This window comes from Nocardia sp. NPDC049149 (assembly GCF_043197455.1).
Classification (GTDB): domain Bacteria; phylum Actinomycetota; class Actinomycetes; order Mycobacteriales; family Mycobacteriaceae; genus Nocardia.
Window position 1 is genome coordinate 552,162 of the sequence record NZ_JBICTD010000004.1, and the last position, 18,778, is coordinate 570,939.

At 67.5% G+C, this 18,778-nt stretch carries 20 protein-coding genes; 8 read left to right on the forward strand and 12 right to left on the reverse strand.

Going from position 1 to position 18,778, the window contains the following annotated elements:
* Positions 1–123: 123 nt before the first annotated feature.
* The 3 genes from mraY to ACGFNJ_RS18210 form a co-directional block, all read right to left on the reverse strand.
* Entirely contained in the window at positions 124–1,200 is a 1,077-nt protein-coding gene (mraY, locus tag ACGFNJ_RS18200; protein WP_393448876.1) for a phospho-N-acetylmuramoyl-pentapeptide-transferase, read from the reverse strand.
* Between the two features lie 140 nt (positions 1,201–1,340).
* A complete protein-coding gene (locus ACGFNJ_RS18205; protein ID WP_393448879.1) occupies positions 1,341–1,937 on the reverse strand; it encodes a dihydrofolate reductase family protein in 597 nt (198 codons plus the stop codon).
* A gap of 57 nt (positions 1,938–1,994) precedes the next feature.
* The gene (locus tag ACGFNJ_RS18210) at positions 1,995–2,906 is read right to left on the reverse strand and encodes a LysR family transcriptional regulator (protein WP_393448882.1); all 912 of its coding nucleotides are present in this window, start codon (positions 2,904–2,906) and stop codon (positions 1,995–1,997) included.
* Positions 2,907–3,003: 97 nt separating this feature from the next.
* On the opposite strand from ACGFNJ_RS18210, the gene ACGFNJ_RS18215 reads away from it, so the two are divergent.
* Complete coding sequence (locus ACGFNJ_RS18215; RefSeq protein WP_393450030.1) at positions 3,004–3,819, forward strand: aldo/keto reductase; 816 nt, start codon at positions 3,004–3,006, stop codon at positions 3,817–3,819.
* 55 nt (positions 3,820–3,874) lie between these two features.
* Positions 3,875–4,237 (forward strand): hypothetical protein, encoded by a 363-nt coding sequence (locus ACGFNJ_RS18220; RefSeq protein ID WP_393448885.1) that lies wholly within the window; start codon positions 3,875–3,877, stop codon positions 4,235–4,237.
* A 9-nt stretch (positions 4,238–4,246) separates the two neighbouring features.
* Here ACGFNJ_RS18220 and ACGFNJ_RS18225 read toward each other — a convergent pair whose 3' ends face one another.
* From ACGFNJ_RS18225 to ACGFNJ_RS18235, 3 genes are all read right to left on the reverse strand, one after another.
* Positions 4,247–4,660: a hypothetical protein gene (locus ACGFNJ_RS18225; RefSeq protein WP_393448888.1), complete on the reverse strand. Its 414-nt coding sequence runs from the start codon at positions 4,658–4,660 to the stop codon at positions 4,247–4,249.
* A 155-nt stretch (positions 4,661–4,815) separates the two neighbouring features.
* Positions 4,816–5,553, reverse strand: a complete 738-nt coding sequence (locus ACGFNJ_RS18230) for a PP2C family protein-serine/threonine phosphatase (RefSeq protein WP_393448891.1) — start codon at positions 5,551–5,553, stop codon at positions 4,816–4,818.
* A gap of 138 nt (positions 5,554–5,691) precedes the next feature.
* On the reverse strand, positions 5,692–6,171 hold the full coding sequence (locus ACGFNJ_RS18235) for an Lrp/AsnC family transcriptional regulator (RefSeq protein WP_393448894.1): 480 nt from the start codon (positions 6,169–6,171) through the stop codon (positions 5,692–5,694).
* 69 nt (positions 6,172–6,240) lie between these two features.
* On the opposite strand from ACGFNJ_RS18235, the gene ACGFNJ_RS18240 reads away from it, so the two are divergent.
* The 4 genes from ACGFNJ_RS18240 to ACGFNJ_RS18255 all read left to right on the forward strand — a co-directional run bounded on the left by ACGFNJ_RS18240 (position 6,241) and on the right by ACGFNJ_RS18255 (position 10,154).
* Positions 6,241–7,404 carry a MalY/PatB family protein gene (locus ACGFNJ_RS18240; RefSeq protein WP_393448897.1) on the forward strand — a complete coding sequence of 388 codons (1,164 nt, stop codon included), beginning with the start codon at positions 6,241–6,243 and terminating at the stop codon, positions 7,402–7,404.
* 28 nt (positions 7,405–7,432) lie between these two features.
* Complete coding sequence (locus tag ACGFNJ_RS18245; protein WP_393448900.1) at positions 7,433–8,071, forward strand: LysE family translocator; 639 nt, start codon at positions 7,433–7,435, stop codon at positions 8,069–8,071.
* 164 nt (positions 8,072–8,235) lie between these two features.
* Positions 8,236–9,597, forward strand: coding sequence for a M20/M25/M40 family metallo-hydrolase (locus tag ACGFNJ_RS18250; protein WP_393448903.1), 1,362 nt, complete (start codon positions 8,236–8,238; stop codon positions 9,595–9,597).
* 20 nt (positions 9,598–9,617) lie between these two features.
* Entirely contained in the window at positions 9,618–10,154 is a 537-nt protein-coding gene (locus ACGFNJ_RS18255) for a YbhB/YbcL family Raf kinase inhibitor-like protein (protein ID WP_393448906.1), read from the forward strand.
* A 58-nt stretch (positions 10,155–10,212) separates the two neighbouring features.
* Here the strand turns inward: ACGFNJ_RS18255 and ACGFNJ_RS18260 are convergent, their stop codons facing one another.
* From ACGFNJ_RS18260 to ACGFNJ_RS18275, 4 genes are all read right to left on the reverse strand, one after another.
* A complete protein-coding gene (locus ACGFNJ_RS18260; protein WP_393448909.1) occupies positions 10,213–12,045 on the reverse strand; it encodes an AMP-dependent synthetase/ligase in 1,833 nt (610 codons plus the stop codon).
* A gap of 151 nt (positions 12,046–12,196) precedes the next feature.
* Positions 12,197–12,907: a GTP cyclohydrolase gene (locus ACGFNJ_RS18265; RefSeq protein WP_393448912.1), complete on the reverse strand. Its 711-nt coding sequence runs from the start codon at positions 12,905–12,907 to the stop codon at positions 12,197–12,199.
* Positions 12,904–13,917 carry a GTP cyclohydrolase II gene (locus tag ACGFNJ_RS18270; protein ID WP_393448915.1) on the reverse strand — a complete coding sequence of 338 codons (1,014 nt, stop codon included), beginning with the start codon at positions 13,915–13,917 and terminating at the stop codon, positions 12,904–12,906. Before ACGFNJ_RS18270 ends, ACGFNJ_RS18265 begins: the two co-directional genes overlap by 4 nt.
* On the reverse strand, positions 13,914–15,413 hold the full coding sequence (locus tag ACGFNJ_RS18275) for a PfkB family carbohydrate kinase (protein ID WP_393448918.1): 1,500 nt from the start codon (positions 15,411–15,413) through the stop codon (positions 13,914–13,916). Before ACGFNJ_RS18275 ends, ACGFNJ_RS18270 begins: the two co-directional genes overlap by 4 nt.
* A gap of 447 nt (positions 15,414–15,860) precedes the next feature.
* Here ACGFNJ_RS18275 and ACGFNJ_RS18280 point away from each other — a divergent pair, with 447 nt between their 5' ends.
* Together ACGFNJ_RS18280 and ACGFNJ_RS18285 are read left to right on the forward strand one after the other, a co-directional pair.
* A complete protein-coding gene (locus ACGFNJ_RS18280; RefSeq protein WP_393448921.1) occupies positions 15,861–16,187 on the forward strand; it encodes a hypothetical protein in 327 nt (108 codons plus the stop codon).
* 25 nt (positions 16,188–16,212) lie between these two features.
* Positions 16,213–16,596: a hypothetical protein gene (locus ACGFNJ_RS18285; protein ID WP_393448924.1), complete on the forward strand. Its 384-nt coding sequence runs from the start codon at positions 16,213–16,215 to the stop codon at positions 16,594–16,596.
* Positions 16,597–16,606: 10 nt separating this feature from the next.
* Here ACGFNJ_RS18285 and ACGFNJ_RS18290 read toward each other — a convergent pair whose 3' ends face one another.
* Together ACGFNJ_RS18290 and ACGFNJ_RS18295 are read right to left on the reverse strand one after the other, a co-directional pair.
* Entirely contained in the window at positions 16,607–17,599 is a 993-nt protein-coding gene (locus ACGFNJ_RS18290; protein WP_393448927.1) for a PfkB family carbohydrate kinase, read from the reverse strand.
* 102 nt (positions 17,600–17,701) lie between these two features.
* Positions 17,702–18,778, reverse strand: coding sequence for a quinone-dependent dihydroorotate dehydrogenase (locus ACGFNJ_RS18295; RefSeq protein ID WP_393448930.1), 1,077 nt, complete (start codon positions 18,776–18,778; stop codon positions 17,702–17,704).

Here is an 18,778-nt window from a genome sequence, read left to right on the forward strand (position 1 = left end):
CAGATGCGGTGTCTGCCACGCCCATCGGTTCGCAGGAGCGCCCACGAGTGGCACATGGCTGCGGCAAAGTGCGAGTGGACCTCTCCGTGGTGTGCCACTCGTGGATCCTCCGGGCGTCGTCGGCTATCTGGCGACGGCGAGGTGTTCGTTGTAGAAGAGCATGAGTCCTGTGGCGGCGGTGATCGCGGCGATAAGCCAGAAGCGAATGCTCACAGTGGTTTCGGGCCAGCTGCTGAGTTCGAAGTGGTGGTGGAATGGTGCGGTCTTGAAGAGACGTTTGCGGGTGGTGCGGAAGACTATGATTTGCAGGAGCACTGAGGCGATTTCGGCGACGAACAACCCGCCGACGAGCGCCATCAGCAGTTCGGTGCGGGTGGTGATCGAGAGACCGGCCAACAGCCCGCCGAGCGCGAGTGATCCGGTGTCGCCCATGATGATTTTGGCGGGTGCGGCATTCCACCACAGGAACCCGATGCAGGCGGCGCCTGCCGAGACGCACACCAGCGCCAGGTCGAGCGGATCGCGCACGGTGTAGCAGCCCGTGCTCGGGGTGGTCGAGCACGCATTCGTGTACTGCCAGAACGTGATCAGCACGTAGGCGCCCAGCGTCAGACCCATGGATCCGGCGACGAGGCCGTCCAGCCCGTCGGTGACGTTCACCGCGTTGGACCAGGCGGCCACCAGGAAGACAACCAGCACCACGAAGAGCACGGGCGCGAGCGTCAACCAGGGCAGATCCCGCACGAGCGACACGTGCCGACTGGCCGGGGTCAAGCCGGTGCGGTCGGGGAACTGCAGGGCCAGCACGCCGAAAATGATTGCGGCACTGAGCTGGCCGACGTATTTTCCGGTCGCGGTCAGCCCGAGGTTTCGTCGATTGCGCAGTTTGATGTAGTCGTCGAGAAACCCGACCACCCCGAGGGCCGTCGCGAGCCCGAGCACCAACAGTCCAGACGCGGTGACCCCGGGAGCGTCGTACCGCAGGCCCATCACATGGGATCCGAGATATCCCGCCCACATGCCGATCAGGATGGCGATGCCGCCCATGGTCGGGGTGCCGCGCTTGGATTGATGGCTTTGCGGCGCCTCGATGCGGATCTCCTGGCCGAGGTTGTGCCGCTTGAAGAACCAGATCAGCAACGGCGTCACCGTGATCGACACGGCTAAAGCGATCATCGCCGCGAAAAGGATCTGTCTCATCCGCCCCCCTGGAGCAACCACCGAGCCGACCAGCTCGTCCGACCGCACTGCCCAAACCGGTTCGATGCTAGCGAAACTCGCGAGTTCGTTCAGCTACGCCGTGGACGCTCCCCGGACGGCACGATGGCTGCGAAGGCTGCCTACTGAGCTGTCGAGGTGTGCAGGGTGGGACGGTAGACGAGTTCCTGGGTACGTCCGTCGAGGGTGCGGGTTTCGAGAAGCTCGAGGTCGAAGTCGGCCGCGCCGTGGAAGATTGGCTCGATGCCGCATTGGCCGGTGATGACGGGAAAGACGGTGACCTGGATGCGGTCGACGAGCCCTGCGGCCATGAGTGCCCGGTTCAGGGACAGGCTGCCGTGGGAGCGCAGTGGGACGTCGGATTCCTTTTTGAGGCGAGCGACGATGTCGACGGCATCGCCGCCGACGACCGTCGCGTCCGGCCATTCCAGTGGGCCCTGCAGGGTGCTCGAGATGACAGTTGCCGGCAGGCTGAGCATGCGGGTGACCCAGGGGTCGCGGACGTCGGAATCCTCGGTGCTGTCGGCCAGCATCTGGGCGAACGCTCGATAGGTGGTGGCGCCGAAGACCATTCGCTGGTCTGCGCGGTAGAGCCCGAGCCGGTGCTCGAGCAGTTCGGGGCCTTGTTTGCCCCAGTAGCCGCCCCAGTCGCCGGGCTCGCGGTACGAGCTGAACCCGTCGAGGCTGGAGAAGATGTCGTAGGTGTAGGTGGCGGTCATGGTGTGCTCCTCTGGGTTGGTCGGGTTCACAGAGGCAGACTGGGCACGAGCCGGAAACTAATCGCCGGTGGGTCGGCTCAGCTCGGACCGGCAGTGGCGGACCAGTGCGTCCACGGTCGCGGTGATGGCGGGGTGGGAGGCGGCGGCGGTTCGCCAGAGGGCGTAGATGTCTCGGGTGGGTGAGGGCGTGAGGGGGACGAAGCGGACGGTCGGCGGGGCGGGGTCGCGGCCGAGGCGGGGGATGAGGGCGATGCCGAGATCTGTTGCTACCAGCGCTAGTTGGGTGGAGTGCTCGGACGCCGTGTGAGCTATCCGAAGGTGGGTCGGCCCGAGCGTGGCGGTGAGCCAGTCGTGGCAGATCTGATCCGGCGGCCAGGTGATCCATGCTTCGTCGCGAAGGTCGTCGACGGTGACGGTGTCGCGCGCGGCCAGCGGGTGGTGGGCGGCCATGGCCACGTCGAAGGTGTCGTGGGTCAGCTGCTGCCGAGAGAGGGTGTCGGGCAGGCGGAGACGGTTGTCGTGCCAGTCCTGAACGATGGCGATGTCGAGGCGGCCGCGAGTGAGGGCGGGGATGGCCTCGTGCGGTTCTTGTTCACTGAGGGAGACCGTGAGATCTGGATGGGCGCGCAGGTCGTGCAGGACAACGGGAAGCAGCCCGCGGGCGGCGGTGGCGAAGGTGGCGATGGTCAGGTGGCCCGCGACGGTGCCGCGGTGGGCGGCCATGGTCGCTTCGACGTGTTCGGCGTGGGTGAGGAGTTTATCGGCGTGGTCTGCGAGCCGCCGTCCTGCCTCGGTCAACCGGATGCCACGGCCTTGTCGTTCGACGAGTGATTGGCCGACTTCGCGTTCCAGCCTGCCGATTTGCTGAGACACGGCGGAGGTCGTCACGTGCAGCGTGTCGGCGGCGCCGACGATCGAGCCGGTCGTGGCGACCGCGCGGAGCACGCGGAGCCGCTCCAGGTTCAACATCGTAGTGATGCTACGGAATCAGCTTCAGAAAGAATCACTTTTTCTTATCGATCAACCGGCGCAGCATGAGATCGTGCTGAATCTCAACGACATCGCCATGACGCTCACCATCGGCGGCGATATGCCGGTGCATCGACTCGGCTTCGGGGCCATGCGGCTCACCGGGGGCCCAGAGCGGTCGACGGGTATCGAGATCGCCAGGCGGGCAGTGGAACTCGGGGTCACCTTCATCGATACGGCGGACTCGTACGACCTCGGGGACAACGAGGCGTTGCTCGCCGAAGCGCTGCACCCCTATCCGGAAGACCTGGTGATCGCCACCAAGGGCGGTCAGGTGAATCTGGGCCGCGACTGGATCCCGCTCGGTAGGCCCGAATATCTACGGCAGCAGGCGGAGTTGAGCCTGCGCCGCCTGCGGGTGGAGTGGATCGATCTGTATCAGCTGCATCGAATCGATCCGACCGTGCCGCTCGCCGACCAGCTCGGTGCGCTGCGAATTCTGATGGAGGAGGGCAAGGTTCGGCATATCGGGTTGTCGGAGGTGAGTGTCGGTCAGCTGGACGCGGCCGCGGCGATCGCACCGATCGCGAGTGTGCAGAATCGGTACAGCGTCGCCGATCGCGCGTCCGAAGACGTGCTCGACTACTGCGAACGGCATGGAATCGCGTTCATCCCTTGGCTTCCGGTCGCGCGCACGACAACGCAGGCCGATGACCCCCTCGCCACGGTCGCCGCACGGCACGGCTGCACGCGCACGCAGGTGGCCTTGTCGTGGCTGCTGCATCGCTCCGCTGTCATCGTGCCGATTCCGGGTACCTCCGCGCGCGCCCATCTCGAGGAGAACGTTGCGGCAGCCCAGCTTTCACTCAGCGCCGACGATATGGAATTGCTGTCCACGATCGCGTCAGGATGAGGGATGTTAGCCTCGGGCGGCCGAGAGTTCTTCCTGATTCGTGTCGAGGAGGAGTATGAAGCGGATCGTTGTTGCCGGTGCCAGTGCGGTTTTCCTGGGTGCCGGTGTCTTGTTGGCCCCGTCGGCCGCCGCGGATCCACCGATCGAGCAGTGCGGGCAGTACTTCTGCCCCTGCCCCGACGTGTTCCGGTTACCGACCGAGCTGGACGCGTGGACGAGCTGGCATCCGGTGCTGTTCAACAGCCCGTACGGGCGCAGCAACATCTACTGCCACTTCAGCCCGCAGACCGGCTACCTCGACGCCTGGCAACAGGGCTCCGACGGCTACCACCAGCTCTACAACGTGCAGAACCTGTCCAGCGCGAGCATGGGCAAACTGTATGTGTGGAACGCGGACGCGCCGCGCGAAAGGCCGTGAGCTCGGCGATCAGGTGAAGTCGTGCCCGGTGCCGCTGTTGCCGTCGCACGAACTGCCGACCCCAGGTATCCCGAGCCTGCTGACCTCGACCACCGAGGTGTACTCGGCGATCCGTCCATCGTCGTAACGCTGGACGGATCGGATGGTGTATCGCCCAAGCCAGGCCGGTTGCCACGGGGCGGACCAGCTGCCTGCGTCGAGGGTGACCGGGCCGATCGGAACGCCGTCGACGTCGACGGAGGGCTGCGGGCTAGGCAAATGATCCCCGACCCAAACCGGATATTTGCACCCGGCTGCCGGGCCCAAACCACCGGTGTAGCCGACCAGGATGTGGTTGTCGGCGGCTGCCGTCGCGCTGCTGAGCAGGGTTGTCAGCAGTGCGGCCAGCGACGCGATGCCGAGCTTTGCGAGAGGAACGGTCATGGTGAGGAGTCCCTTCGTCGGTGTGGATCACGTACCGAGCTGAAGGCTTCAGCTTATACAGACCGGTCGGCATCATTTCCGGCTGCTATCGCCGAGTAGGAGATAGGGGCGAGCCAGCTGCAAGCGCCGAAGAAGCGGCCGATCAGAGCGGCTGCCTACCGGGCTGGGCGGTCGGCGACGAGGGCGGTGGTGTTGTCGGTGCCACCTAGTCGAAGGGCGCTGTCCACCAGAATGTCCGCCGTAACGGCGGCCGAGTTCGCTTCGGCGAGTATCGCTTTGACGGCAACGATGTCGAGCTTCTTGTGCACGCCGTCGGTGCTCAAAAGTAGTCGGCCGGTGCTGGCTCCGGTCACGGCGAGGCCGATGTCACCCGGGCGGACGGTGCGCACTGAAGTGGTCACCAGGTGGTTCAACCGCGGGGGCGGGGTTTGCCCGCGAGCCCGCCAGAATTCGGCGACGGTGTGGTCGGTGGTGATCTGGTGCAGCACACGGCCGTTCCAGCGGTAGGCGCGACAGTCGCCGACCCAGGCGACATCGCACTGGCCGTCGGCGACCGGGAGCACTGCGATGACAAGGACGCAGTCGGCATCGGCCTGCGGGAGCTCCCGGTGTAATTCGCGTTGGGCCGCAAGGATTCCGGCCCTGGCGCCGTGCTCGGCGCCTGCCCTCGCGGCGATGGTGGCGGCGGTGCGTGCCGCACGGAGGGCGGAGAGATGGTCGCCGATGCCGTCGGCAACCACGAAGGCGGTGCGGCCGCTGACCGGATCGGTCGCGACGGCCGCGGCGTCGGCGTTCACCGAGCGCAGGCCGCGCCTGCTCACCGACTCCCATGTCGCGCCGGTGAGCCGGATGGGCTCGGCTTCCTGGTCTTCGGGGACAGGTGCTGAGCACATGACCTGACCTCCTTGTACCCGGTGCGCGTGCCTGCCTGCACCATCCCAGTGTGCCGTCGCAACCCGTGTGCGCGCGGCCAGTCTGCTGAGCGGGTGCTGTGAAGCCGGTTACGGTTTGGTGTCCGCGCCCATCCGGGGTCAGCTCGGCGTCGAGACCGGAACCGCGAGTTGGGCTTTGATGCGTTCGTAGGTCGGCAGGGTCTCGTAGCGCAGGACGGCGGTCTCCTCGACGAAGAGCCGGTTCGAGATGCGCCGATAGCTTGCGAGATCCTCGGTGACCAGCACCACCACGTAATCCCATTGGCCGACAACGGAATAGCACTGCTGCACGGTCGGTTCGGCGAGCATGCGCGCACAGAAATCGGCGTAGCGTCCCGCGTCGTCCTCGGCCAGTTGGACCAGCACGACGGCGGTCAGGCCCAGCCCCACTGCACGGGGGTCGACCACGGCGACCTCGGCGATGATCACCCCGCCCGCGCGCAGCCGGACGAGCCTGCGCTGCACCGCGCTCGGCGATAGCCCGACCTGTTCGCCGAGGTCGTGCAGTGGTCGGGTCGCGTCGACCTGCATCAGTGTGAGTAGTCGGAGATCGATCTCATCGAGCGGAAAAGCAGTCACGCAAGGAATTTGCGCGGTGGCGGGAAAATTGTCAATCGCATCCGGCGCCGAGCACTCTATGTTCAGCCCATGGACGATCTTGTCGATATCGCTGCGCTCCGGCGACGCTCGGGCATCAAGTGGTCGCAGGCCGGGCACGACGTGCTGCCCGCATGGATCGCGGACATGGACTTTCCCGTCGCCGATCCGGTGCGCGAGGCGTTGTCGCGGGCGATATCCGGCGATCTCGGCTACCCGGACTGGGACGATCGGCTCGATCGAAACCCGTTGGCGCAGGTATTCACCGATCGCGTGCGCGACCGCTACGACCTCGCACTCGACCCTGCGGAGGTGTACGTCTTCACCGAACTGGTGCAGGTGGTGCAGCTCGTGTTGCACCTGATGACCCGCCCCGGTGACGCGGTGGCCGTGCACACGCCCACCTACCCGCCGTTCCTGGAGACGTTGCGGGTGATGGACCGTCCAGTGGTGCCGATCCCGATGATCGAAAGCAAACGCGGCTGGACCTTCGACATCGATCGCTTCGCCGCGGATGTCAGCAGCTTCGGCTGCCGCGCCTTGATTCTGGTGAACCCGCAGAATCCGACCGGCCACATGTTCGATCGCGACGAACTGTCCGAAATCGCGGTGATCGCCCGGCGTCACGATCTGATCGTGATCTCCGACGAGATCCACTCCGAGCTCACCCACGACGGGAACCGGCATGTGCCGTTCGCCGCGCTCAGCCCCGAAATCGCCAGGCGCACAGTCACGCTCAATTCCGCGAGCAAGGCGTTCAACCTGGCCGGATTGCGCTGTTGCGTCGCCCATATCGGTGACAGCCGGGTGCGCGCGGCGCTGGCCGCGCACCCACCGCAGCTGTACGGGCAGGCGAGCGCACTCGGTGTGCTGGCGACCCGCGCGGCCTGGCTGGACGGTGACGCGTGGCTGGCCGACACCCAACGGCGATTGACCGACAACCGCGATCTCGTCGCGGCGATGCTGCCGCCCGAGATCCGATTCCACCCACCCCAGGCGACGTATCTGGCCTGGCTCGATTGCCGCGCGCTCGAACTCGACCGGGACCCGGCGGACTTCTTTCTGGAAGAAGCCGGGGTAAAACTGCTGCCAGGACCGGATTTCGGTGCGGCGGGCAGCGGGTTCGCGCGGTTGAACTTCGCTACGTATCGTCCGGTTCTCGAGGACATGCTCGGCCGGATGCGCGACGCGGTCGAGAAACACCGCAACCGTTGACGGTTCGCGCGCCGAGTAGATTGGGCGCATGAGCGTGTGGAGCGGCCTGATCTCCTTCGCGCTGGTGGCCGGACTGTTGACCGTGGTGCCCGGCGTCGACACCGCGCTGGTGCTGCGCTCGGCCATCGCGCGCGGCACCCGCTACGCCTTCGTCACCGCGTGTGGGGTCGGCACCGGTCTGCTGGTGTGGGGAACGGCCGCGGCGGGCGGGTTGTCGGTGCTGCTGACCACCTCTCAGGTCGCGTACACGGTGTTGCGTGTCGCCGGTGCGGTCTATCTGATCTGGCTCGGCGTCACCAGCCTGCTCGCCCTGCGGCATCGGGCCGATTCGGCGGAGATGGCCGCCGACGACGCCGCGGGCGGCAGCATGCTGCGCGCCTGGCTGCGCGGTGCGCTGTCCAACCTGCTCAATCCGAAGGTCGGCGTCTTCTACATCGCGATGCTGCCGCAGTTCATCCCGCCGACGGCGCCGCACCTGCTGATGGGCGCGGCACTTACCATGGTCCATTTCCTCGAGGGCATGCTGTGGCTGACCGTCGTGATTTTCGGCGTCCGGTTCCTGCGGGCCTGGCTCGGCCGTCCCTCGGTGAAACGAGCGATGGAGGCCGTCACCGGCACGGTGCTCGTCGCGTTCGGACTGAAGCTGGCCCTGTCGGATAGCGCGTGACCGCGTTGCCGCCCAACCGGTTTCGGCCACCCGGACACCGATTACGATCACCGTGATGCTGATCCCCGCGGTGGCGGTGATCGGTGCCGTACGCTGCGCGACCGCGGGAGTGTCGACGAGGGATGCCGGTGGCGCCCGCCGTGGCGGATGGTAGGAAAGGGAACGTGTCCACAACTGTCGAAGGATCGGTCCCCAACAGCAGCTCTCGCGCGGTAGACGAGGTGGTGGACCTGGTCAGCGCGCTGATCCGGTTCGATACCTCGAACACCGGCGACCTCGCCACCACCAAGGGGGAGCGCGAGTGCGCCGAGTGGGTGGCCGAGCAACTGCACGAGGCGGGATATACCACCGAATACGTGGAGTCGGGCGCGCCGGGGCGCGGCAACGTGTTCGCCCGGCTGGCGGGCGCCGACAACAGCCGCGGGGCACTGATGATCCACGGGCATCTGGATGTGGTGCCCGCCGAGGCCGCCGACTGGAGCGTGCACCCGTTCTCCGGCGCGGTCCGCGACGGCTATGTGTGGGGGCGCGGCGCCATCGATATGAAGGACATGGTCGGGATGATGCTGGCCATCGCCCGCCAGTTCAAGCGGGAGGGCACGGTCCCGCCCCGCGATATCGTGTTCGCGTTCCTGGCCGACGAGGAGAACGGCGGCAAGTGGGGATCGCAGTGGCTGGTGGACAACCGCCCCGACCTGTTCGACGGCATCACCGAAGCGGTAGGTGAGGTCGGTGGCTTCTCGCTGACGGTTCCGCGTCCCGACGGCACCGAACGCAGGCTCTATCTGGTGGAGACGGCCGAGAAGGGCCTGGGCTGGATGCGGTTGCGCGCCAAGGCCCGAGCGGGCCACGGCTCGTTCCTGCACGAGGACAACGCGGTCACCATTCTGGCCGCCGCGGTGGCGCGGCTCGGCCAGCACACGTTCCCCGTGGTGATGTCGGATTCGGTGTCGCAGTTCCTCGCGGCGGTGTCGGAGGAGACCGGGCTGGAGTTCGATCCGGACGGCCCCGACATCGAGGGCCAGCTGGCCAAGATCGGCACCCTGTCCCGCATTATCGGTGCGACACTGCGGGATACGGCGAACCCGACCATGCTGCAGGCCGGCTACAAGGCCAACGTGATCCCGCAGACCGCGGAGGCGGTGGTGGACTGCCGGGTGGTGCCGGGCAGGCAGGCGGCGTTCGAACGGGAGGTGGACGAGCTGATCGGCCCGGACGTCGAACGCGAGTGGATCACCAAACTCGACTCGTACGAAACGACTTTCGACGGCCACCTGGTCGACGCGATGAACGCCGCGATCCTCGCTCATGACCCGCAAGGGCGTACCGTGCCCTACATGCTCTCCGGTGGCACCGACGCGAAAGCGTTCGCCCGCTTGGGTATTCGCTGCTTCGGGTTCGCGCCGCTGCAACTGCCGCCGGAACTGGACTTCGCCGCACTGTTCCACGGTGTCGATGAACGAGTTCCGGTGCAGGCGCTGGAATTCGGCACCAAGGTACTGGAACACTTCCTCCTGAACAGCTGACAACCCCGAAAGGACCACCCGTGCCCGACTACTCCTTCAACCCGTATGACGCGCTGCCGCAGCTGCCGTCGTTCACGCTGACCTCCGACGATGTCACCGACGGCCAGCAGTTCGGCAACGATCAGGTCAGCGGTGTGTTCGGCGCGGGCGGCAAGGACATCTCGCCGCAGCTGTCCTGGTCCGGATTCCCCGCGGAGACAAAGAGTTTCGCGGTCACCGTGTTCGACGTCGATGCGCCGACGGCGTCCGGGTTCTGGCACTGGGCGGTCGCCGACATCCCGGTCGGTGTCACCTCGCTGCCCAGCGGTGCGGGCAGCGACGGCGGCGCCCTGCCGACGGGTGCGCTCACACTGCGCAACGACGCCGGTATCACCGGATTCGTCGGCACCGCACCGCCGGCCGGTCACGGCTACCACCGCTACTTCATTGCGGTGCACGCGGTGGACGTGGAAAGCCTCGGCCTCGACGAGAACGCGAGCCCGGCCTACCTCGGCTTCAACCTGTTCTCTCATGCGATCGCTCGCGCCACGATCGTCGGCACCTACGAGCAGAAGTAGTTTCGGACCGAACGCCGGTGGCCCTGGGCAAAAGCCCAGGGCCACCGGCGTTTTCGAACTACTTGACGTTGACGACGTTCGCGGGCACCTCGGCGGCGTAGAGCTCGCCGATCGCAGCGGCGTACTTCGTCGCGATCGGGTTGCGCCGCAGCTTGAGCGTCGGGGTGAGCTCGTCACCGCCGGGCTCCCATGCCTTGTCCACGATCACGAACCGCTTGATCTGCTCCACCCTGGACAGCTTGGTGTTGCCCGCCTGCACGGCGGCGAGCACCTCGTCGATGATCTCCTGCCGGGTCGCCAGCGTCGTCAGGTCCGCGTCGGGAGTGTCGAGCGACTTGGCGCGCACGGCGGCGGTGTCGGGGTCGAGCACGATCAGCGCCGCGATGTACGGCTTCGCGTCTCCGATCGCGACCACCTGCCCGACCAGCGAGGACATCGCCTTGACCGCGTTCTCGATGTTGGTCGGCGAGATGTTCTTGCCCGCCTCGCTGATGATGAGTTCCTTCTTGCGGTCGACGATCGTGACATAGCCGTCGCCGTCGATGGTGGCCACGTCGCCGGTGTGCAGCCAGCCGTCGGCGTCGATCGCCTCGGCGGTCTTGTCCGGCATCTTGCGGTAGCCGGGGGTGACGATCGCACCGCGCACCAGCAGCTCGCCGTCCTCGTCGAGGCGCAGTTCGACGCCGTCGAGGGCGCGGCCCACCGAACCCGGCTTCGGCTTGGCCAATTCGGTGAAGGTGCCGACGCCGGAGGTCTCCGACATGCCCCAGACCTCGGTGACGGTGAAGCCGAGACCGAGCATGTATTCCAACGTCTCCGGCGGGATCGCCGCGGCGCCGGAGGCCGCGACCTTGAGGGTGTCGAGGCCGAGAGCGTGGCGCAGCTTGCTGAGCACCAGGGCGTCGGCGAGCTTGTGCTGCACGCTGAGCAGCGGCCCGCGCCCGGAGCCTGCGAGGTCGGCGCGCGCGGCGGCGACGCCGACGCCGATGGCCCAGTTGGCGAGGTTCTTCTTGACCGGGCTCGGCTCGGTGGCCAGCTTCGCGTCGATGCCTGCCTTGATCTTCTGCCAGACGCGCGGGACGCCGAAGAACGCGGTGGGGCGCGCGTCGGGCAGTGCGGCGGCGATCTCGCGCGGATCGGGCACACAGGTCATCTGCACGCCGGTGAACAGGTTGGCGCAGTGTCCGGAGATGCGGTCGGCGACGTGTGCGGCGGGCAGGTAGGACACCGACCGGTCGTCGAGGCCGAGGACGAGCGGCCCGGTCACCAGGCCGACGATCTGCGCGACGACGTTGCGGTGGGTGATCTCGACGCCCTTGGACGGGCCGGTGGTGCCCGAGGTGTAGATCAGGGTGGCCAGGTCGTCCGGCTGCACGGCCCGCCAGGAGGCCTCGAAGTCGAAGTCGGCCAACGGGTTTGCCTCGACGGCGGCCAGGCTGATGGTGTCGGCGGCCTCGCCGTCCACGACGATGATGTGCTCGAGCGCCACGCCCGCACCTTGCACGGCGCCGAGGAAGACCTGCTCGGTGACGACGACTTTGTTTTCGGCGTTGGTGAACAGGTGCGCGATCTGCTCGGGGGAGCTGGTGTTGTAGATCGAGAACGGGGCGGCGCCGAGGTGCAGCGCGGCGGTGTCGACAAGGTTGAATTCGGGCCGGTTGGTGAGCATGATGCCGACGGTGTCGCCGCGGCTGACGCCGAGCGCGGCCAAGCCTGCGGCGATGACGCGGACCCGCTCGCCGTACTGACGCCAGGTGATCTCCTGGGTGCCGCCGACCGTCCGGAGCGCGACCTGCTCGGGTCGCAAGGTCAGGGTCTCCTGGAAGGCTTCCGTCACGGTGTAGACCGTTTTGCCCGATTTGTGCGAATAGCCGATGTCTGTTGTCGTCATATCCCTGTTCCGATTTCCATGCGATGAACCGCGCCTCGCGGCGTCCGCACGCGGGCGGTTCGAAGACCCGAATCCTGACACAATGCGGCGACGCGTCTGTCAGTTTCTCGCGAGTCGGCGCACCAGGAGTGGCGCGGCTCACTCATGGTAACTAGATCGGCGGGGAATGACGGGGCTTACGCGCAAGGTAATGGCCGTGTACCCGCCTGCGCAGCGCGAACCAGCCACTACGCAGGAACAGCCACAATTCGGCGAAGCGCGCGTCCGCGGTCGGATGCAGGTGTCCACTGAGTCGCTGGGCCTCGCGAAGCTCCAACGCGCGCGGGCTGCGCGGGCGCGTATGCAGCGACCGCACGGTGACCTTGATGCCCGCCGCGCGCACCGCGCGGACCTTGTCCGGGTTGTTCGTCATCAGCCGCACCGAGCGCAGGCCGAGACGCTCCAGCGCCACGGCCGCGTGGTCGTAGTTCCGCGAATCCGGCTCCAAACCGAGGCTTTGGTAGCTGCGGAACGTGTCGACGCCGTCACGCTGGCTGGTTCGCAACCCGCGCGCTTTGTTGACCAGGCCCGCGCCGCGGCCCTCCTGTTCCAGGTAGATCAGGATGCCGGAGCCTGCGGCTTGGATCAGGTCCATGGCCTTGTCCAGTGCTGGGCCGCAGTCGCAGTCGTCGGCCTGCAGCGCGTCGCCGTACAGACAGCGCGAATGGATCCGGACCAGGCAGCCGTCGGTGAGCTCACCGAAGATCAGCACATGCCCGCCGTCGCGTGCTTCGGGTAATTCCAGCACCCGAACTCGGAGGTCGTTTCCCTTGCGGAACATCCGGTGGCCGGTGTCGGCAAGGTCCCACTCGGCAATGGTCAAACTGCTTCCTTCGCAATGGATCTTGGGGCACGTGACGAATAGGGACCGACGTTCATGGGCGCTTGGCCCTGATCGTCGACAGCAGAGGATAGACCCGGCAGCGCGGCCGTGCGCGGCGGTAGTGCGGCAACCACGCTCGCGACGTCGAGACCGAGTGGTGCGGGCGGCAATTGGGCGGCGCGGGGTCGGCGCGCGCGCCACTCGACGAGCAGGCCGCGGTGCCAGAGCGCGTAGCCGAGCGTCAGCAGCAAGCCGACGAAAACACCGGCCGCCACCTGACCCGTCGCCACCAGCAGGATCGACATGATCGCGACCGCGCCGACCGTGGCGAACTCCCGGTTCATCAGCGGGAGGAACGTCCGCCAGGCCACCGGCGCCGCGACCGGCGCTGTCGGCCAGGATGCGTCGGCGATCGGGATCATGTGCCCGCGATGCACCCGTTTCGCCTCCAGATAGGCGAGTGCCCGCGCACTGCGGACCGGCGTGATCATCGGCAGCACCACCACGTCGAGGCCGGCGGCGCGCACGGCGTCGACCTTGGCCGGGTTGTTCGTGAGCAGCTGGATCGAGCGCAGCCCGAGAGCGAACAGGCCGCGCGCCGCGGCGTCGTAGGTCCTGGCATCGACGGGATAGCCGAGTTCCTGATAGCTGGTGAAGCTGTCGAGCGCGTGCCGCTCGCTGTGCCGGTAGCCGCGCGCCTTGTTGACCAGGCCCGCGCCGCGGCCCTCCTGCTCCAGGTAGACCAGCACGCCGGAGCCTGCGCGTTGCATGAGGTCAAGGGCCGCTTCGAGTTCCGGCCCGCAATCGCAGTCGTCGGAGCCGAGCACCTCGCCGTAGAGACAGCGCGAGTGGATCCGGACGAGGCAGTCCTCGGGAGTGAGGTCACCGAAGATCAGCAGATGCCCGCGTTCGCCCGCGTCGTCTAGTTCCGACACCCTGATCCGCAGACCGTTGTCCTTGCGTACGACCCGGTGGTCGGTATCGGCAAGGTGGGACAGGGGTGTGGTCAATGCTCCTCCGAAGCAAGTCGGTTGATGCGGTCGATTTCGCTGACCGGCGGCATTGCTCCGGGGACGTCCCCGAACGACTGCGTTGCCACCATCGCAGCGGTCGCCCAGACGTAGTCGTCCTTGTCGGCGGGCCTGCGGGTCGAAACGAGACGGTATACCAGCGCCGCCGCGAAGGCAGCCTGCGCTCCCGGTGAATCTTCCATGGCGGCGGGAAATGCCGGAATCTGCAGGTTCACCCGGTCCGACCAGACGGTGCAGCCGAAGTCTTCGGTCGCGCAGACCGAACGCACGCCGAGCGCCCGGAGTCGTTGGGCGGTATCGGTAGTGGAGGCGGCTGCCACCTCGGGGACGAGCGCGGCGAGGTCGTGACTGGTGCCCGCCAGATAGTCGACGGCGCCGAGATAGCGGTACAGGTATTGCGGCAGCGCGATCGGCGGTCCAGGATGCACCACGAGCAGCGGCCGTGGCTCCATCCGCTGGACCAACGACATCACCTGCTCGATCACGGCGCTCGGCTGCTCGAAGGTGAGCAGCACCGCATCGGAGGCCGCGACCGCCGAGCGGATCCTGGTACTGCGTAAGTCGTGGGCGCTCAACCGGATTCGGTCGTCGCGACAGCCGATGAGCCCGGCCGCGCCGGTGCTGGTGATCATCACCGCGGTCACCGGGGTCGGTGCGTCGGGCACCACCTTCACCAGGTCGGTGTCGACGTTCTGAGAGCGCAAGTAGTCCAGGACGCGCTTGCCCGCGTCGTCGTCGCCGACCGCCGAGATCAGCCGGACCTGCAGGCCGAGCCGTGCGGCGGCGACGGCCCGGTTGAGCCCCTTGCCGCCGGGATGTTCTTCGAAGCTGTTGCCCACCACGGAGGCGCCGGGCTGGGGGATGTGATCGACGAAGTAGATGTGGTCGATCACCGCATCGCCGAAGACCGTGACCACGCCCCGAACCGCCGGTGTGGCAGGCGCTTTCGGCGATGGTACGGACTTGACCGCGGGTTCGGCCTGCGGGCGGGCGTCGTAGACCGATTCGTTGACCAGCAGGCTCGCCAGGGCGGTGAACGCGCGGCGTTCCGGCGTGGCGCGCAAGGATCGGACGGTCAGGGCGCGCGGCGTCGGTTCGGCGTCGAGGGTGTCGTGCAGCAACTGCCAGTCCTCGGCGAGGTATTCGCGGCGTTCGCCGAGATCCGCGGCGTACAACCGGTCGAGATCGACACTGTCGGAAGCGGTTTCCCGAAGCAGGCCGAGAGACAGTTCGGCGTCGGCGATGATCCGGTTGGTCGGCTCGAGCTGCGCGGCCAGGTTCCGGACCACCGGCAGCACCGCCTCCTCCGGCTCGACCCCGTGGCGGCGCGCGTGCTGGCGCACCGCGAGCAAGTCGAGCAGGGGTGCGACGTCGATTTCGGTGGTGCGTAATCGATCCGAGCTCAGACCGGAGCGTTTGCACAGCCGCGTGAGGATATTGCGGACGGCAACGATTCCCGAGTCCTGCGGGATCATGGCAGGTCAGCCTCTCTCTGGTCGTTGCTGGGGAGTCGCGCTGACGATAGGCGGGAAAACCGGGTTTAGCCAGCCGACGAACTGTCAATTACCAACCTACAACGGCAATTGACGGTCCGATACGGCAAATGCCACACTGGGCTTGGCGAAACTTCGCCTCCCAGCCACCTCGGGAGGGGACCCGGAGATGAAAATCGTTCTCCTGATTCGGCAGTGCAGGCGGCGAAAGCCAGACCGACACAACGGCTCCGACACCGACCTCGAGCCGAACCTGGTCACGGACTAGGCGGGCCACGCGCGCTCGCCTGCCCCCGCATCCCATCCAGATCCAGCCGTCGCGCGCACCGCTTCCCCGGGAAGCCTGCCGGACCGACCGCACGCACGGGTCGGTCCGGCTTCGCACCCCCAAGCAGGCGCGTCGGTGGCTCCTCCGCGGAGGAGGCAACCGTGACGATCTACGAGAACAGCCGGGCGATGACGAGCAGCGACACCCCCGAATGGGCGTGGCGGGTGGCGGGTCACGAGGCATCGGCATGGCGCCTGAGCTGGTTGCCACACCGGCTCAGCCACGAACAAGCCCGAGCCGGAATGGAATTGGACGAGCTGCTGAGCCGCAACGGCTCGGCGGCCACCGACCCCACCGGCGGTCACCCCACCGGGGACCCATCGACGCAGGAGCGGGCCGAGACACTGGCCGCGGTCCTGGGAATCACGGTGCAGCGGGCCACCACTGTGCTGCACCAGCGGATGCACGACAGGAGGCATTCGCAATGATCGAACTGCTACACCGGAGGCAGCGATGACTGTGCACACCACCGCATTCACCATGACCAGTGACAAGACCCCGGAGTGGGCGTTCAGGGAGCCGGGCAGCGTGACGGGCTGGCGGTTGAGCTGGCTGCCCGAGCGCACGTTGACCGAGGCGCAGGCGCGCGCGGGCATGGAGCTCGACGAACTGCTGAGTGACCTGTCGGCCGCGCAGGACTTGCGGACCCAGTCGGTCATCGAGACCTGCGCCGAGGTGGTCGGCATCCGCTGGGAGCAGGCGGTTGTGTTGCTGGCCAAGCGGATTGCGGCCCGGCTGAACCAGGGCCGGTCCGCGGAAGGCGAGCCGGTGCCGCGCGGGCGGGCCAGGTCGCATCCGTTGCGCAAGCACGTCGTCGAACCGCCGTATGTGCACTGAGCACGGTCGGTCAGTCGTGGCCGTCGGAAAGCGTTGGTAATCCGGCGATCCGATCGATCTCGTCGACCGCTGGCATGGCGTCGGACACGTCGCCGAACGACTGGGTCGCGGCCATCGCGGCGGTGGCCCACTCGAAATCGGCTCGGTCGGCGGGGCGCTCGTTGGTGACCAGCCGGTAGGCGAGGGCGGCGCCGAAGGCCGCATAGGATCCCGGCGAATCCTCGAGCAGCGCCGCAAGGGAGCGGGGCACATCGAGATTCAATGCCGTCGAGCGCACGCTGCATTCGAATCGTTCCACGGCGCAGACATTTCCGACGCCCTGGGCGAGCAGTTGCGGCGCGATCTCGAAACCGAAGTCGGGCAGCGGTGTTGCGGCGGACCGCCCCGGCTCGGCCACCAAATCGGCGAGCTCCCTGCGGGTTCCGATCAGGTAGTCGATCTTGCCGAAGTACTTGGAGATGTACTGCGGCGCATCCGTCGACGGCGTGGCCTGCACGAGCAGCCGCGGCCGTCCGCGCCCAGGGCGGATCACCGCGAGTGCCTGCTCGACCACGGCGATCGGTGGCTCGAAGGTGAGCAGCACCGCGTCGGCGGTCGTGAGCGCGGAACGCGCAGCGGGCGTGCGCAGGTCGTCGCGGCTCAACCGGACCGCGGCATCACTGTCACCGATGATGCCGGTGGCGCCGCTGCTGGCGATGATGACGGCGACCACCGGTGTCGACTCACCCGACACCACCTTGACCAGTTCGGTGTCGACGCCCTGGCGGCTCAGATACCGGATGATGCGCCGACCGGCGACGTCACCGCCGACCGCACTGATCAGGCGGACCCGCAACCCGAGCCGGGCCGCGGCGACCGCGCGATTGAGACCTTTGCCGCCGAAGTGCTCCTCGAAACGCCCACGCGCCGTGCTGCCCTCGGCAGGCAATCGGTCGGTGCGGTAGATGTGGTCGACAACGGCGTCGCCCATGATGGTGAGCACGCCTCGATCCCCGGAGACCATGCGCCGCCCCCTCGGGTGCCTGTTGGGTTGTGCCCCAACCAGAATAGGCCGCGCAGGCCCGATCCCGCCGCGATCCTCCACCATTCGGAACGGGCGGCGACCTCAGGCGTTGGCGGTGTGCTCCGCCCCGATGGCGTCGGCGATGTTCTGATAACCGTTGGCGCGCAAGCGCTCCGCGAGGCCGCGGTGGATCTTGCGGGTCCAGAACGGGCCGCCGTAGATGAAGCCGGTGTAGCCCTGCAGCAGCGTAGCGCCCGCCTGGATCCGCTCCCAGGCCTGATCGGCAGATTCGATACCGCCGACCGAGATGAGCACGACGCGATCGCCGACCCGGCGATATAACCGGCGCAGCACATCGAGAGAACGGTCGGCGACCGGCGCACCGGACAGCCCTCCCGCGCCCATCGCCTGGACCTCGGCGGCGGGCGTGCGCAGGCCGTCGCGGCGGATGGTGGTGTTGGTGGCGACGATACCCGCGAGGCCGAGCTCGACGGCGAGATCGGCGACGGCGTCGATGTCCTCGTCGGACAGGTCGGGCGCGATCTTCACCAGCACCGGCACCTCGACGCTGTCGAGCACCGCCTGCAGCAGCGGCCGCAGCGATTCGACGGCCTGCAGATCGCGCAGACCCGGAGTGTTCGGCGAGCTGACATTGACGACGACGAAGTCGGCGAGCGGACCCAGCAGCGCCGCGCTGATCGCGTAATCGCCTGCGGCCTCGGCCGCTTCGACGATCTTCGTCTTGCCGATATTGGCGCCGATCGGCACGTCGCCGCGGCGCCCGCGCAGGTGCTCGGCGGCGGCCGACGCACCGAAGTTGTTGAAGCCCATGCGGTTGATCAGCGCATGATCGGCGGGCAGCCGGAACAGGCGCGGCGCGGGATTGCCCGGCTGGGCCTGCGCGGTGACCGTGCCGATCTCGGCGAAACCGAAACCGAGCGGCGCCCACGCGTCGACGCCGTCGGCGTTCTTGTCGAAGCCAGCGGCCAAGCCGAGCGGCGCGGGGAAGTCGATGCCGAACGCGGTGTTGCGCAGGATCGGATCGTCGGCCGCAAGCAGCTTGGTCATCGCCACGCGGCTCGGCGCGAAACGCGCGGCCAAGCGCATGGTGGCGAAGACGATGTGGTGGATGCGTTCCGGCGGAACCAGGAACATCAGGCGTAATAGCAGGGCGTACAT